Genomic DNA, 14,858 nt, shown 5'->3' with positions numbered 1-14,858 from the left:
ATGCGCGTTAACAACGTGTGTCGTGACCGTCTATGACGCAGAATGCGACGCAAGTGATCTTTGAGTCTCAGCTTAGTGGCGGAATACGGGACTTCGTCCTGTTGACAGCGGTTGGGGAAGTGGCGGGGACCATACCGCCGCTCACGCCGAAGTTGGCTCCAACCTGACGATCACTGCCTTGGACACCGGCGTGTGGCTGCCCTCGGCGACTGTCTCCAGGGGCACCAGGACGTTCGCCTCCGGGTAGTACGCCGCAGCGCATCCTCTTGCCGTGGGGTAGGACACGATCCGGAAGTTCCTGATTACCCGCTCGGCACCGTCCCCGTACACCCCGTGGATGTCCACGTGCTGCCCGTCGGCCAGGCCGAGATCGGCGATGTCCTCCGGGCTGACAAACACGACGTCCCTGCCCTTCTTGACCCCGCGGTACCGGTCGTTGTGCCCGTAGATGGTGGTGTTGAACTGGTCGTGGGAGCGCATGGTCTGCAGGATCAGGGTCCCTGCCGGCCGTTCCACATACTCCAGCTCATTGACGGTGAGCATTGCCTTCCCCGTTGGAGTGCGGAACGTCCGCGAATCGCGCGGACCGTTGGGCAGCACGAATCCGCCCCATTCCCTGATCCGGCGGTTGTAGTCCTCACAGCCGGCCACCACATGCGAGATGTGGTGCCGGACGAGGTCGTAGTTCCGCTCGAAACCCGCCCAGTCGGCGTCGATCCTGCTGCCCACTGTCGCCAGGGCCAGCCGGCTGACAATCGCCACCTCGGACAACAGCCCGGGCACTACCGGCTGCACTTTCCCCTCTGACGCATGCACGGCGGAAACTGTGTCCTCGACGGAGACGAACTGCGGCCCGGAGGCCTGCAGGTCGATTTCGGTCCGTCCCAAGGTCGGCAGGATCAGCGCTTCGGTGCCGGTGACGGTGTGCGAGCGGTTCAGCTTGGTGGAGATCTGCACCGTCATCTCGGTACGCTCCACGGCGGACTCCGCGGCGTGGGTGTCAGAGATGGCCGCCACGAAGTTGCCTCCCATGGCCACGAAAACCCTGATCCCGCCGTCGCGCATTTTGCGGATGGTTTCCACGGCGTCAGCGCCGGGTTTCCGCGGGGGTTCGAAGCTGAACTCCTTGGCCAGCGCGTCCAGGAAGGCCGGCGGCATCTGCTCCCAGATGCCCATGGTGCGGTCGCCCTGGACGTTGCTGTGGCCGCGGATCGGCGAGGCACCGGCGCCGGGCTTGCCGATATTTCCGCGCAGGAGCAGAAGGTTGATGATCTCCTTGATGGTGGGCACTGCCTTCTTGTGCTGCGTGATGCCCATGGCCCAGGTGATGATCACCTTCCCGGCGCGCAGATACCGCTCGGCGAGTTCGTCGATTTCCATGCTGCTCAGGCCTGTAGCGCGCAGCACCGTCTCTTCCCGCAGCCCTGCCAGGTGGGCCTTGAGTTCGTCCAGGCCCTGGCAGTGTTCACGGAGGAATTCATGGTCCAGGACTTTGCCGGGCCGCTTCGACTCAGCGTCGAGCACACGTTTGGACAGCGCCTGCATCAGCGCCATGTCCCCGCCCAGCCGGATCTGCAGGTACTGGTCCGCGAGCTCCGTTCCGCGCCCCAGGATTCCGTTGACCTTCTGCGGATTCTTGTACCGCATGAGCCCGGCTTCCGGGAGCGGGTTGACGGCCACAATCTCGCAGCCGGCTTCCTTGGCCTCTTCCAGGGCGGTGAGCATGCGGGGATGATTGCTGCCCGGGTTCTGCCCCATGATGATGATCAGGTCCGCCTTGGCGAAGTCGTCATAGGAGACGGTGGCCTTGCCCACGCCGATGGTCTGGCCCATGGCCCAGCCGGATGATTCGTGACACATGTTGGAGCAGTCCGGCAGGTTGTTGGTCCCGTAGGCACGCACGAACAGCTGGTACAGGAATGCGGCCTCGTTCGAGGTCCGGCCGCTGGTGTAAAACGCGGCCTGGTCGGGGCTGTCCAGGCCCTGCAGCTTGGTCCCGACAATGGAAAACGCCTCATCCCAGCTGACCGGTCGGTAGTGGTCCTCCCCCGCAGGTTTGTAGACCGGCTCGGTGAGGCGGCCCTGCATCCCGAGCCAGTATTCGGACCTCCCCCGCAGCTCGCTGACCGGATTTTCGGCCCAGAACCCGGTCGGAATGACGACGGGCGTTGCCTCCCACGTGACCGCCTTGGCACCCTGTTCGCAGAACTCGAAGGTCTTGCGGTGCCCGGGATCCGGCCAGGCGCAGCTCATGCAGTCGAAGCCGTCCTTTTGATTAAGGCCCAGCAGCGTTTTCCCTGCCCGTCCCACGCCCATGTGCCTCAGGGCCGGCTGCATGGAGTGATAGACCCCGGGGATGCCCGCGGCCCAGTCCTTTGGCTTGGTCACTTCAAGGTTGTTCTCGTCGGCCTCGTCGACATGCGGGTTCTTGCGCGGCATGCTGCACCCTCCTTGGTTCAGTGCTGCCAGTTCAGTGCTGCCAGTTCAGTGCTGCCAGTTCAGTGCTGCCCTTCATCAGGATTAGCAGTTATGGAGGTCCCCGGCAAGCATTTGGCCCGGGCTTCACTGCCATCCCGGCGGGGTGTTACTCAGGCGCCGATGGGCGGACAATGGGACCCACCGTCCTGATTGTCCGGAGCCGTCATGCCGCGCTTCCACAACTGGCTTCAGCACCACCGCCTCACGGCCTTCTTTGTTCTCGCCTATGCGATTTCCTGGTCGTCCTGGCCGGTGTTTGCGCTGGGCATGATGCCGCGGATGGAGTTCCTGCCGATCGGTCCGCTGGTGGCCGCGGTCATCGTGATCGGCCTCGCTGAAGGGCGCGCCGGCTACCGGACGTGGGGGCGGCGGATCATCCGCTGGCGCGTGGGCTGGGCCTGGTATGCGGTGGCCCTGCTCCTCCCGGCCGTGCTGGTGCTGGTCACGGGCACACTCAATATGCTGCTCGGCGCGGCCGCACCGGGGCTGTCCCAGCTGACTTGGTCCGGGCTGCTGACGGTCTTCGCCGTGCGGCTGATTAATCCCATGGACGGTCCCCTGGGCGAGGAACCGGGGTTTCGCGGCTTCGCCGTTCCCTTGCTCCAGACCGGCCGTTCGCCGTTGCAATCCGCGGCGGTCCTTGGCGTGCTGGTGGCGTTCTGGCACCTGCCGCTGATCATTTTCGGGGGCCTCAGCGTGATCGGGCTTCCGATTACCTTCGTGATCACTTTCCTCTATGTCTGGCTGTTCAACCGCACCGGCGGCAGCGTCCTGCTCACCATCCTTTTCCACAACAGCCAGGGCACGTTCACCATGGGCTCGTACGGCTTCACGGGTTCCGACGTAACCCGCGCGGAACTGATCTACCTCCTGGTGGTCACCGCCGCAGTCCTCGTCACCATCCTGTTCGACCGCCGGGCCTGGCGTTCGGCACCGCCGGAAGCGTCCGACGTCGGCCCGCTGTCCGTGCGTGCCAACCGCACCGTACCCGGGTCGCCCGTCTGACGGCACCCCGCCCCGACTCAGTTAGGAGGAGCCATGTCCTCACCGCTCGCTTCCGCCGCCGGTCCGATCGCCCTGGCCGCGGGCCTCACCTTCGCCGCCGTCGATGTCTCACGGCTACTCGCGGCAGACCCCAGCAAGGAGCGGATCGCGCTGATGCGCGAAACCCCGTTCCAGGTGACCAACGCGCTCTACTTTGTGGTCTTCATCGGGCTGCTCCTGGCACTGGTCTCCGTCTACCTGAGGTACCACGCCGAAGCCGGGACGCTGGGCGCCGTCGCCTTCTGCTTCGCCCTGGTGGGCACCATGGACATGGCCGGCAACATGTGGTTTGACGGTTTCGCCGCTCCCTGGATTGCCGACGTCGCACCGGAAGCCATCCTGGCGGGCGGCTCGGGAATGCTGGCAGTCGGCGGGCTCTCGAGTTATGTCCTCTTCGCGCTTGGCTGGATGGTCTTCGGGATCGCCGGATGGCGGGCACGCATGTTCCCGGCCTGGCTGGGCGCTGTTTTCGTTGTGGCCGGTGTCCTGGGCTACAACGCGGGCCTGCCGCCCTACGGGATACCGATCGGGCTGGCCATGGCGGCGCTGGGGTGGTGGTTGACCACCCGCAGCGCACGCGGCCGGGCTGCCGTTACCGAAGACAGCGCAGCTGAGGGCAGGGCGGCCCAGGAATAGCGGCCTTGGAGTTGTGTGGGCACTGGAGCTGCGGGTTCAGGAGTGGCCCAGCTCCGCGAGCAGTTCGGCCTTGCGATCTTCGTCCGCAAACGAGGACCGGATGGAGTTTGAAGCCAGCCGCACCCGGTCGAACTCGGACAATTCCAGCACGGTCTCGAGCTGGACAAAATTGTCGTCCACGTACCCGCCGAAGTACGCGGGATCGTCCGAGTTGACGCTGACGTTCAGTCCCGCCGCGAGCATGGCCGGCAGCGGATGGTCAGCCAGCGTGTCCACCGTGCGCAGCCGGACGTTGGACAGCGGGCACACGGTCAGCGGCACCCGCTCCTCCACAAGGTATTCCACGAGTTCCGGGTCCTCCATGCAGCGGATGCCGTGGTCGATCCGCTCCACGTCCAGCAGTTCCAGCGCATCAGTGATGTACGACGGCGGTCCCTCCTCGCCGGCGTGGGCAATACGGTGCAGCCCGGCTACTTTGGCCCGCGCAAACAGCCGTTCGAACTTGGCCGGCGGGTTGCCCACCTCGGCCGAGTCCAGGCCGATGCCGGCGATCGGCGCGTTCATGGCCAGCAGCTGCTCCAGGACTTCGAGCGCTGATTCCTCGGACAGGTCCCGCAGGAACGCGGCGATGAGCAGGGTGGAGATGCCGAATTCCTCGAATGAGTTGGCCAGCACCGAGGCCACGCCGTTCACGCAGGTTTCCAGCGGCACGCCGCGGGACACATGGGCCTGCGGGTCCATCATGATTTCCGCGTGCCGGACCCCGGCCACAGCCGCCCTGGCGAGGTAGGCGCGGGTCATGTCCGCGAAGTCCTGCTCCGTCTGCAGCACGGCCATGTTGGCGTAGTACAGGTCCAGGAAGGACTGGAGGTCGGTGAACTCGTAGCGGGCACGCAGCTCGTCCAGGTCCGCGTAGGGAAGCTGGATTCCGTTCCGTTCGGCGAGGGCAAAAATCAGTTCCGGTTCCAGTGTCCCCTCAATATGGAGGTGCAGCTCCGCTACCGGCAACAGCTTGCTGGGTTCCTCGGCGGTGGGTTCCTCAGCCCTGGGTTCCTCGGCGTCCGGCTGTTCAGTTTCTGAGGGTTCGGGCGCGCCGTCGTAAGTTTCCATCCGGTAAGGATATGCCCGCATGGCTCCGGCACCGATAGAGTCGAAGGAATGCAAACCGAACAGCATGCTTCCGAATTGCCGTTCCTGGTTCCGGACCACACCACGGACGGAATGGTGCGGGTCCGCGGAGCCCGGGAAAACAACCTGCGCAACGTGGACGTGGACGTTCCTCGGGACGCCATCGTCGCGTTCACCGGAGTCTCCGGTTCCGGCAAGTCGTCCCTCGCCTTCGGCACCATCTATGCCGAAGCCCAGCGCCGCTACTTCGAATCCGTGGCCCCGTACGCCCGGCGCCTCATCCAGCAGGGGCACAACCCCAAGGTGGAGATGATCACCGGGCTGCCGCCCGCCGTCGCCCTTCAACAGCGGCGCGGTACGCCGAGCAGCCGCTCCACCGTGGGCACGGTGACCACGCTGTCCAACTCGCTGCGCATGCTGTTCTCCCGCGCCGGCACCTACCCGGCCGGCACCGCGCAGCTGGATTCGGACGCCTTCTCGCCCAATACTGCGGCCGGAGCCTGCCCCACCTGCCACGGCCTGGGCATTGCCCATACCGTCAGCGAATCGTCGCTGGTTCCGGACACCTCGCTGAGCATCGCCGACGGCGCCATTGCCGCGTGGCCCGGAGCGTGGCAGGGCAAGAACCTCCGCGACATCCTCAGCCACCTGGGCTATGACGTCAACACGCCGTGGCGGAAACTCGCCAAAAAGGACCGCGACTGGATCCTTTTCACCGAGGAACAGCCCGTGGTGGAGGTGACGCCGAAGCGTGACCGGGTGGCCAAACCATACAAGGGCCGCTTCTGGAGCGCCAAGAGCTACGTGCTGCACACCCTGGCCGACTCCAAGAGCGACACGATGCGCCAGCGCGTCCTCCGCTTCATGGAAACGGGTCCGTGTGAACGCTGCAGCGGCAGCGGCCTGACTCCGGAGGCCCTGGCGGTAACGTTCGCCGGCCGGACCATTGCCGAGCTCAACGCAGTGCCCATGACCGAACTGGCCGAGATCATCCGGCCCACCACCAGGCTCAAGGAGGCCGGAACAGCCAGCCGCGCCGCCGCCTCGGGCGAGACCAACGAGGTGGCCGTGGCCATCACCCGCGACCTCCTGCTCCGGATCACCGTCCTGCTGGAGCTGGGCCTGGGCTACCTTGCCCTGGGCCGAGCAACGCCCACGCTCTCCCCCGGCGAAATGCAGCGGCTGCGGATCGCCACCCAGCTGCGCTCCGGCCTTTTCGGCGTGGTGTACGTGCTGGACGAGCCCTCCGCCGGGCTGCACCCCGCTGACGCGGAACCGCTGCAGGCCGTCCTCGAAGCGCTCAAATCCTCCGGAAACTCGGTGTTCGTGGTGGAGCACAACATGGACGTGGTCCGCCGTGCCGACTGGCTGGTTGACGTGGGCCCCCGCGCCGGCGAAGGCGGCGGCGAGATCCTGTACAGCGGCCCCGTGGCCGGGCTCGCCGACGTCGACGCTTCCGTCACGCGGCCCTTCCTGTTCCCGGACGGCTCAGCCGTGAACAGCAACGGTAAGCCCGACGGCGGTGCCCGGCCGGGTGGCGACAATGTCCGGAGCGCGGACGGCTGGCTGGGGCTGAAGGGAATCAGCCGGCACAACCTCCGGGATCTCGACGCGGAGTTCCCGCTGGGCATCCTGACGGCGGTCACCGGTGTCTCGGGCTCGGGCAAGTCCACGCTGGTGAGCCAGGTCCTGGCCGAGGTGGTGGGGGCGCGGCTGCGCCCGGAACCGGGAGCAGAGGCGGCCGCACCAATCGAAGATCAGGGGTCCGAGGACGCCACCTCCGGCGGGCCGCTGGATGTTTCCGAGGCAGTGGGCGAAACCAGCGGCATGGACCGGATTGACCGGCTGGTTCGGGTGGACCAGAAGCCGATCGGCCGGACGCCGCGGTCCAACCTGGCCACCTACACCGGTCTCTTTGACGCCGTGCGCAAGGAGTACGCCGCCACGCAGGAGGCCCGTGCACGGGGTTTCGGCGCAGGACGTTTCTCCTTCAACGTTGCCGGCGGCCGCTGCGAGACCTGCCTTGGTGAAGGGTTCGTTGCCGTGGAACTCCTGTTCCTGCCGGGCAGCTATGGACCCTGTCCCGAATGCCAGGGCTCGCGTTACAACCCCGAGACCCTTGAAGTCACGTACAACGGCAAGAACGTGGCCGAGGTGCTTGCGCTGACCGTCGATGCCGCTGCGGAATTCCTTCGGGACGTTCCGGCTGCCGCGCGCAGCCTGCAAACCCTGCGCGACGTGGGCTTGGGCTACCTTCGGCTGGGTCAGCCCGCCACCGAGCTGTCCGGCGGTGAGGCGCAGCGGATCAAACTTGCCACGGAACTCCAGCGCGCCCGTCGCGGCCACACCCTGTACCTGCTGGACGAGCCCACCACCGGCCTGCACCCCGCGGACGTCCAGCTGCTCATGGCACAGCTGCACAGCCTGGTGGACGCGGGCAACACTGTGATCGTCGTGGAACACGAGATGGACGTGGTGGCCGCAGCGGACTGGGTGATCGATCTCGGCCCGGCCGGCGGCGACGCCGGCGGTGAGATCGTGGCGTCCGGGACCCCCGCCGTCGTCGCCCGTTCCAGGACGAGCCGGACGGCACCGTATCTGGCAACCGCGCTGGCCCGGTAATTTACAGGCGCAGACAGCTGCGCCGCGCCCGGTAACTATTTCGATTTGATAACGCGGCGGCACTGTCTTAGCGTGGAACGTGATCCCGCCGAGCGGGACATCGAATGCCCGGTGCTGCCACCACCAGTAACTGCCCGGCCGGCAGCCACCGTAAATGACCTCTAGTTTGTCAGGGGCGGGCAGTGGCGTGACAACGTCCGGGGACGGACCGAGCGCAGGTGGCCCTTCGGAGCATCCACCCTCATGAACACTTCCACTCGCATGAACAAATCCAAATTGGGAACCGTTGCACGCCGCGGAGTGACCTTGGCTGCCGTTTCGGCTGCCGGCCTGGCACTTTCCGCGACCGCAGCTAACGCGGCCACCCCTACCGCCACCAGCGCCAGCACCTGGGACGCCCTTGCCCAGTGCGAAAGCGGCGGGAACTGGAGCACCAACACCGGCAACGGCTTCAGCGGCGGGCTGCAGTTCACGGCCAGCACCTGGGCCGCGTTCGGCGGCACCGGGTCACCGGCAGATGCCACCCGCGAGCAGCAGATCGCAGTCGCCGAGAACGTCCAGGCCAGCCAGGGCTGGGGCGCCTGGCCCGCCTGTGCAGCCAAACTGGGGCTGAGCGGCGGCGGCGGTGCACCCGCCCCGAGCACTCCAGTCGCTCCGGCTCCCACCGAGGTTCCGGTGCAGGCCGCGCAGGCTCCCGTCCAGGCTGCGTCGGCTGCAGTGGCACCTGCCCAGGCTCCCGTGCAGGCCGAACCGCGCCACGCCGCGGAGGTGCCGCTGAGCGGCGAAACCTACACGGTTGAGGCCGGCGACACCCTGAGCATCATCGCCGAAAAGCTGAACATCACCGGCGGCTGGCAGACCCTGGCCGACGCCAACGCTGACACCATCGTGGATCCCGATCTGGTGTTTGAAGGACAGGTCCTGCAGCTGCCCGCCTAAGGCACCAAGGTCCTGAATCAGGGCCGCTGACAGACAACGACGCCGGCGCGTCCCTTTGTAGGGAGCGCCGGCGTCGTTGTTTTAGTGGTCAGCGTCGCCGGACCTGCGGCTCCTGCCCGACGGGCGTGCCGTTGATCCCGGAACCGGCCTTACCCTGGCTCCAATAGCCCCTGAACTCGGAGCGTTTGGGATCAAGGCCAACTTCGTTCACGAGGTATCGGCGCAGGATCTGCACCGTAGCTGCCTCGGCGGCCACCCAGGCGTAGGTGTCCCGGCCAGGCACCCCGGACGTGCCGGACTTCGGCACGGACCGCCTGATTGCCGAGTCCAGCAGCGCACCGCGGGCGCTGCCCGTGGGCTGCCTGGCCAGCCAGGTAACCCGGACCGCGGATCCTGTGCTGATGGTTCGGAAGTCCGCAGGATCCGGGACCTCCAGGAAGGCATGCCCGCCAATATCGGCAGGCAGCGTCTTCAGGATGGAACTGATGGCAGGAACCGCCGTCTCGTCGCCCGCCAGAAGCACCTGGCCGGCTCCCTGCGGCTCCCACCGGATTCCTGTTTCGCTAAGCCGCGTGGAAGTGGTGATAGCGCTGGCTTCGGGTCCGATGATGACGGCCCTCGTTCCCACGGCAGCAGCGGCCGCCCATTCTGAGGCCGGGGCCCCGTGCCCCTCGGCAACCCGGTGGATTACAAAATCAACATCGATTTCCCGCCCCTGCGCGGTGGCGCGGATGGCGGCGACGGTATAGCTGCGGATGAATCCGCGTTCGGGCTGTTCGGTTTTGAGCCAGTCCTGGTACCAGCCCTGATACAACCGGCCGTCCGGTTCCCCGAGGAGTGCCTGGGGCTGGCCGGCCGCGGGAATGAGCAGCTTGATCCGAAGGTCCCTCGTTGGCCCGGGAACCCCGAAGCGGTCCAGCACTCCGCCCGCGAACGTGATGCGGCGAAAGTGCGGACCCACGTCTTTGATCCGACGGACTTCGACGTCGAACGCGCGGAGCGGGTAGGCCGAAGGGTCAACGGTTGCGCTCATGATTCCGCTTTCAGAACTCGGCTGGACGGCTGTGGTGGAGCAACGGCCGTTACGGCAGCTGCGGGTCCACCCCGTAGTGCTTGGCCAGGTCCGTGATGACTGCGTGCGCGCCCTGGATGCTGACCGAGGCCAGGAAGGTCGAGTCGTCAACGTTAATGACCTCGCCTTCCAGCCTTTCCCACAGCGGGTTGGACTGGAACTTTTCCTGCTGCGCCCGGGCCTTGTCGCCCTCGGCACCCGCGGGTGTGAACGCGCTGACCATCACCAGTCCGGCGTCACCCTGGAGGATCTGTTCGGAGGAGAGCGGCACGAAGATTTCCTTCTCACTGTCCGGGGCGCCCTGCGGCCGCGGGATGCGCATGTCCGTCATGATCTCGCCGATGAAGGACTTCGAAGAGTAAAGCCGGGCGGTGTCGCCGCCGGTGAACCGGACCAGTGAGTAGGTGGCATCCGGCTTCTTGGCCAGGATCTCGGCGCCGACCTTCTGGGCGCGGTCCTCGTAGGCCTTGACCAGTTCTTCGGCCTTGGCCTTCTTACCCAGCGCTTCGCCGAGGAAGACGACGTTTTCCTTCCAGGTGGGGCCGGTGCTGACGGAGAAGATCGTGGGGGCAATCTTGGACAGCTGCGGGTAGAGGGCCTCGTGCCGGACCTTCGCCGAAACAATCAGGTCAGGCTGGAGCTCCAGGATCTTTTCCAGGTTGGGCTCGGCCAGCGTACCTACGTTGACGGAGTCCTTGGTGGCGTCCGCGACGTCGCCGAGGTAGGGCGCGAAGGGGGACTTCGGGTCCTGCCGGTACTGGACGTAGCCCACCAGGTCAGCGCCGAGCAGGAGGGCTGCGTCGATGTAGCTCGGGTCCAGCGCAACGACGCGCTTCGGGACGGTGTCGATGGTGGTGGACCCCATGGTGTGCTCCATGGTCAGGGGATATCCGGCTGTGTCAGCGGGTGCACTGGAAGTCTCGCTGGTGGCGGCGGGGGCGCCACAGGCGGTAGTGGCCAGCAGGGCCAGGCCGACGGCGGCAGCGCCGAAGCGCTTGAGGATGAGTGTTTTCACGGAGTCGCTTTCAAACGATGTGACGGGGAGTTGACTCTTAGGCAAGGCTTACCTGCGTCTGGCGTAGACTGTAGCAGGATTTTTTGAAATACATCACAGATGAATGACGTAATAGATCGGAGCCGCGTGGTGACACTCGACCCGGCCGTTGCCCCGTCCCGGGCGCGCGGAGGAGCGCCCGTCGGATTGCCGCGTCCGCGCAGGAGGGCTTCGGCCGCCCGGTGGCTGTGGGTATCCGTGGCAGCCCTGCTTGGCGCCGCGTTCCTGAGCATCTGCATCGGCGGTCAGCCCTCATCCCTGCAGGATGTATGGCACGCGATGGCCACGCCGGACGGAAGCGTCATGGACGTGACCATCCGTGAGCTGCGGTGGCCGCGCACTGTGCTGGCCGTGTGTGCCGGGGTCTGCCTGGGACTGGCGGGAACGCTGGTGCAGGGGCACACCCGCAACCCCGTAGCGGACCCGGGGCTGCTCGGCATCAACCAGGGCGCGGCCCTGGCAATCGTCGCCGCAACCGCACTGACCGGGGAACTCCCGGCGCTGCCGCAGGCCCTGCTGGCTTTTGCCGGCGCGCTGGCGGCCAGCGTGCTCGTCTTCATGATCGGCTCGGCCGCCCAGCATGGCGCGACGCCGGTCACCCTGGTTCTCGCCGGAGCCGCCGTGACGGCCCTGTGCGCAGGACTCGTCTCCGGGATTGTGCTGCTCAACGATCAGGCGCTGGATACCCTGCGGTTCTGGCAGGTGGGGTCCCTGGCCGCCCGAAGCGACATCGTTGCCGTGATCTGGCCGTTCATCGTGGCCGGTGCCGTTCTGGCGGTACTGAACATCAAGCCCCTGAATGCCCTGGCCCTTGGCGCTGACACCGCCGTCTCGCTGGGGATCTCCGTGTTCAAGGCGCGGGCCGCGGGAATTGCCGCCGTGACGCTGCTGGCCGGTTCCGCGGTGACCATGGCGGGCCCCATCGCCTTTGCCGGACTCCTGGTTCCCCACATCACACGCGCCATGACCGGCCCTGACTACCGCTGGCTGGTTCCCGTTTCGGCAATAACGGGCGCCACGGTGCTCCTTCTGGCAGATACGGCGGGACGGGTCATTGCCCGGCCGGGAGAGCTATCCGTGGGAGTGGTGCTGGCCGTGGTCGGAGCCCCATTCTTCGTTTACCTTGCGCGACGACGGAGGCTGGCCACGATATGACACTTCTGCAGAAGCAACGTCCGTCCCCCGCCACCACCATCCGGGTCCTCAGGGCAGGCCCGGTCTCGGTCCGGCTGAATCTACGCACGGTCCTCGTGGGGTGTGTACTTGCCATCATCCTGGTCGGCGCCATGGCACTGCACGTGGCTTTCGGCGGGACCCCGATGCCGTACCCGGATGTGCTGGCGGCGCTCCTGGGCAACGATTCGAATGCCCGGACGCACCTTGCCGTCACCGAATTCCGCGCACCGCGGATGGTGGCTGCCGTCGTCGTCGGCGCCGCACTGGCCACAGCTGGGGCCATCACCCAAACGGTGGCCCGGAATCCGCTGGCGAGCCCCGACCTGCTCGGCGTCACCGCCGGCGCTTCCCTTGGCGCGGTCACCGTGCTGGTGGTCGCCGGCGGCGGGCACGCCGGGCTGAGCGGCCTCGCGGCCACCGTGGGGATGCCGGTCGCCGCCTTCACCGCGGGCATCGTCAGCGGGGTGGCCGTCTACCTTCTCGCCTACCGGCGCGGGCTGGACAGCTACCGCCTGGTCCTCGCGGGCCTCGGCATCTCCGGACTGGCCGCCAGCCTGACCACCTGGATGCTGACGCTGGGCGATGTGACCAGCGCTGCCCAGGCCCTGACCTGGATGACAGGCTCACTCAACGGCAAGGACTGGGCCACCGTACAGCCGATGGCCGCCAGCGCCGCGGTGCTCATCGCGGCAGCCCTGGTCAGCAGCCGCTGGCTCCTGCTGACCAGCCTCGGCGAAGACACAGCCGTTGGCCTCGGCGCCCGGATCGGTGCCACCCGTCTCATCGTGCTGACCATCGCCGTGCTGCTGGCCTCTGTCGCCACCGTTATCGCCGGTCCCGTGGCTTTCGTGGCCCTGGCAAGCCCGCAGATCGCCCGGTCCCTGACCTCCACCGTCATTCCGCCGGTGGGGGTATCTGCGCTCGTCGGGGCGGTGTTCGTCCTGCTGTCCGACACGGTTGCGGCCAACGCCCTCAGCGCACCGCTGCCCGTCGGCGTCGCCACCGCCGTCGTCGGGGCGCCGTTCCTGATCCATCTGATCCTGAAGTACCAGCGGAGGCTGAGTTGAACACCACCACACTGCTCGAACAGGGGCTCCGCGCGGAGAACCTCAGCCTCGGATACGACGCCGCGAACATCATCCACAACCTGTCCCTGACCATTCCGGATGCCCAGGTGACGTCAATCATCGGGCCTAACGGCTGCGGAAAGTCCACCCTCCTCCGCGGGCTCGGCCGGCTGCTCACACCCCGTTCCGGCGAGGTGATCCTGGACGGCGCGCCGCTGGCCGGGCAGTCAACGCGCCAGATCGCCACGAGAATCAGCGTGCTCCCGCAAAGCCCCGTGGCACCGTCCGGTCTGACAGTGGCCGACCTCGTCTCCCGCGGCCGGCATCCGAGGCAGAAGTGGTACCAGCAGTTTTCCCCGGCGGACGAGTCAGTGGTGGAGGATGCACTCCGCGCGACCGACATCCTGGAACTCGCCGGTACGCCCATCGAGGACCTCTCCGGCGGCCAGCGGCAACGGGCCTGGATTTCCATGACACTGGCGCAGGAAACGGGCATCCTGCTCCTGGATGAACCCACCACGTACCTCGACCTCGCGCACCAGGTGGATGTGCTGGAGCTCGTCCGCCGCCTCAACCGTGAGCACGGCCGTACCGTGGTGATGGTGCTGCACGACATTTCGCTCGCGGCCCGCTACTCCGACCACATCGTGGCGATGAAGGACGGCCGCATCCTTGCCCAGGGCAGCCCGGCCGAGGTGGTCACCGCCGAGCGCCTCCTCGAGGTCTTCGGCCTCGACGCGCAGGTGGTGTGCGAGCCCACGGACGGCCGGCCGCACGTCATCCCGCTCGGACACCGCAGTTAGAAAACCCCAGCCAGGAAACCCCAGCCAGGAATCCCAGCCAGGACGCCGCCACCCGGCGGTAGTTCGTTAACCACGACGCCGGAGCGTCCCCTTGGCGGGGAGCTCCGGCGTCCTTGTTTCCTCAATCAGTTCAGGTGGAGTCAGTTCAGGCTGGCGTGCGAGTACGTGGCCTGCGGCAGTTCGCGGACGATCCGGACCTTCCAGGCGGAGTCGTCGCTGGTGTCCAGCACGGCGACGGTGCCGATGTGCAGGTGCAGGGCGACGCGCTTGGCTGCCAGGAGCTCCAGGTAAAGGTGCTCGTTCATGCGCGCCGGCGAATCGATCACGAACTTCACCGCGTCGCGGACCTTGCGGTAATTGTCACTGCGTTCGCGGTGCAGGTGCAGTTCCAGCAAGTGGCGCTGGCGGACCTTCGGCTCGTGCTTGTTCAGCCACGAAACGCCTGCATGCACTCCGATCACAACAGCCAGGGATACGGCATAGATCCACCATCCGGTGGAGAGCAGGAACAGGGGGAGGTTGGCGATGGCCACCACTGCGATGAACAGGCGAAGCGCAACGATGCGCCGCAGGGTGAGAGCGACAGAACCGAGGGCGGCGCGGAAACCGTGCTGCTCCTTGCGGGCCGCTTCCGGGTCCAGGGTGAACTCATCAAGCACCAGGACGCCGTTGGCTTCCGGGCTCAGCATTTGTCCGAATTTCGGAGTGAACGGAACTGCTTGGGTAAGTGTCATTTCGTATCTTCCGGAGGGTGGCTGAGGTGGGATTTGCTTGCGGTCATCTTAGTCAAATTGTAACCGTGTTGTCGCCGCCGTCTCACCATACGGTCCAGTAGACTA

At 66.6% G+C, this 14,858-nt stretch carries 12 protein-coding genes; 7 read left to right on the top strand and 5 right to left on the bottom strand.

Translation table 11 applies throughout. The features are described 5' to 3' along the window. Positions 1 to 141: 141 nt before the first annotated feature. The gene (locus J2805_RS14265; protein WP_309977293.1) at positions 142 to 2,439 is read right to left on the bottom strand and encodes an FdhF/YdeP family oxidoreductase; all 2,298 of its coding nucleotides are present in this window, start codon (positions 2,437 to 2,439) and stop codon (positions 142 to 144) included. A gap of 204 nt (positions 2,440 to 2,643) precedes the next feature. Between J2805_RS14265 and J2805_RS14260 the strand changes: the two genes are divergently transcribed. Continuing rightward, a complete protein-coding gene (locus tag J2805_RS14260; protein WP_309977292.1) occupies positions 2,644 to 3,483 on the top strand; it encodes a CPBP family intramembrane glutamic endopeptidase in 840 nt (279 codons plus the stop codon). Between the two features lie 33 nt (positions 3,484 to 3,516). Further along, entirely contained in the window at positions 3,517 to 4,158 is a 642-nt protein-coding gene (locus J2805_RS14255; protein ID WP_309977290.1) for a hypothetical protein, read from the top strand. Positions 4,159 to 4,194: 36 nt separating this feature from the next. Here J2805_RS14255 and J2805_RS14250 read toward each other — a convergent pair whose 3' ends face one another. Continuing rightward, on the bottom strand, positions 4,195 to 5,268 hold the full coding sequence (locus J2805_RS14250) for an adenosine deaminase (RefSeq protein WP_309977289.1): 1,074 nt from the start codon (positions 5,266 to 5,268) through the stop codon (positions 4,195 to 4,197). A 48-nt stretch (positions 5,269 to 5,316) separates the two neighbouring features. On the opposite strand from J2805_RS14250, the gene J2805_RS14245 reads away from it, so the two are divergent. Then, a complete protein-coding gene (locus tag J2805_RS14245) occupies positions 5,317 to 7,908 on the top strand; it encodes an excinuclease ABC subunit UvrA (RefSeq protein ID WP_309977288.1) in 2,592 nt (863 codons plus the stop codon). A 243-nt stretch (positions 7,909 to 8,151) separates the two neighbouring features. Then, on the top strand, positions 8,152 to 8,847 hold the full coding sequence (locus J2805_RS14240; protein ID WP_309977287.1) for a transglycosylase family protein: 696 nt from the start codon (positions 8,152 to 8,154) through the stop codon (positions 8,845 to 8,847). Between the two features lie 88 nt (positions 8,848 to 8,935). On the opposite strand, the gene J2805_RS14235 is transcribed toward J2805_RS14240, so the two are convergent. Both J2805_RS14235 and J2805_RS14230 read right to left on the bottom strand, forming a co-directional pair. After that, on the bottom strand, positions 8,936 to 9,880 hold the full coding sequence (locus tag J2805_RS14235) for a siderophore-interacting protein (protein WP_309977286.1): 945 nt from the start codon (positions 9,878 to 9,880) through the stop codon (positions 8,936 to 8,938). 49 nt (positions 9,881 to 9,929) lie between these two features. After that, positions 9,930 to 10,934: an ABC transporter substrate-binding protein gene (locus J2805_RS14230; protein WP_309977284.1), complete on the bottom strand. Its 1,005-nt coding sequence runs from the start codon at positions 10,932 to 10,934 to the stop codon at positions 9,930 to 9,932. A gap of 99 nt (positions 10,935 to 11,033) precedes the next feature. Between J2805_RS14230 and J2805_RS14225 the strand changes: the two genes are divergently transcribed. The 3 genes from J2805_RS14225 to J2805_RS14215 are packed head-to-tail and all read left to right on the top strand — an operon-like array spanning position 11,034 to position 14,019. Next, positions 11,034 to 12,128: a FecCD family ABC transporter permease gene (locus J2805_RS14225; RefSeq protein ID WP_309977282.1), complete on the top strand. Its 1,095-nt coding sequence runs from the start codon at positions 11,034 to 11,036 to the stop codon at positions 12,126 to 12,128. After that, complete coding sequence (locus tag J2805_RS14220) at positions 12,125 to 13,216, top strand: FecCD family ABC transporter permease (protein WP_309977280.1); 1,092 nt, start codon at positions 12,125 to 12,127, stop codon at positions 13,214 to 13,216. The genes J2805_RS14225 and J2805_RS14220 overlap by 4 nt, the downstream gene beginning before the upstream one ends. Further along, complete coding sequence (locus tag J2805_RS14215; protein WP_309977278.1) at positions 13,213 to 14,019, top strand: ABC transporter ATP-binding protein; 807 nt, start codon at positions 13,213 to 13,215, stop codon at positions 14,017 to 14,019. Before J2805_RS14220 ends, J2805_RS14215 begins: the two co-directional genes overlap by 4 nt. Positions 14,020 to 14,159: 140 nt before the next feature. Here the strand turns inward: J2805_RS14215 and J2805_RS14210 are convergent, their stop codons facing one another. Then, on the bottom strand, positions 14,160 to 14,753 hold the full coding sequence (locus J2805_RS14210) for a hypothetical protein (RefSeq protein ID WP_309977276.1): 594 nt from the start codon (positions 14,751 to 14,753) through the stop codon (positions 14,160 to 14,162). Positions 14,754 to 14,858: the final 105 nt, after the last annotated feature.

This window comes from Arthrobacter oryzae, from assembly GCF_031454875.1.
In the GTDB taxonomy this organism is placed as follows: domain Bacteria; phylum Actinomycetota; class Actinomycetes; order Actinomycetales; family Micrococcaceae; genus Arthrobacter; species Arthrobacter oryzae_D.
This window is presented reverse-complemented; position numbering and strand designations above follow the sequence as displayed.

Excerpts from the sequence above, each read along its gene's own strand:
- J2805_RS14265 (WP_309977293.1), bottom strand. The coding sequence starts at position 2,439 with ATGCCGCGCAAGAACCCGCATGTCGACGAGGCCGACGAGAACAACCTT.
- J2805_RS14260 (WP_309977292.1), top strand. The coding sequence starts at position 2,644 with ATGCCGCGCTTCCACAACTGGCTTCAGCACCACCGCCTCACGGCCTTC.
- J2805_RS14255 (WP_309977290.1), top strand. The coding sequence starts at position 3,517 with ATGTCCTCACCGCTCGCTTCCGCCGCCGGTCCGATCGCCCTGGCCGCG.
- J2805_RS14250 (WP_309977289.1), bottom strand. The coding sequence starts at position 5,268 with ATGGAAACTTACGACGGCGCGCCCGAACCCTCAGAAACTGAACAGCCG.
- J2805_RS14245 (WP_309977288.1), top strand. The coding sequence starts at position 5,317 with ATGCAAACCGAACAGCATGCTTCCGAATTGCCGTTCCTGGTTCCGGAC.
- J2805_RS14240 (WP_309977287.1), top strand. The coding sequence starts at position 8,152 with ATGAACACTTCCACTCGCATGAACAAATCCAAATTGGGAACCGTTGCA.
- J2805_RS14235 (WP_309977286.1), bottom strand. The coding sequence starts at position 9,880 with ATGAGCGCAACCGTTGACCCTTCGGCCTACCCGCTCCGCGCGTTCGAC.
- J2805_RS14225 (WP_309977282.1), top strand. The coding sequence starts at position 11,034 with ATGAATGACGTAATAGATCGGAGCCGCGTGGTGACACTCGACCCGGCC.
- J2805_RS14220 (WP_309977280.1), top strand. The coding sequence starts at position 12,125 with ATGACACTTCTGCAGAAGCAACGTCCGTCCCCCGCCACCACCATCCGG.
- J2805_RS14210 (WP_309977276.1), bottom strand. The coding sequence starts at position 14,753 with ATGACACTTACCCAAGCAGTTCCGTTCACTCCGAAATTCGGACAAATG.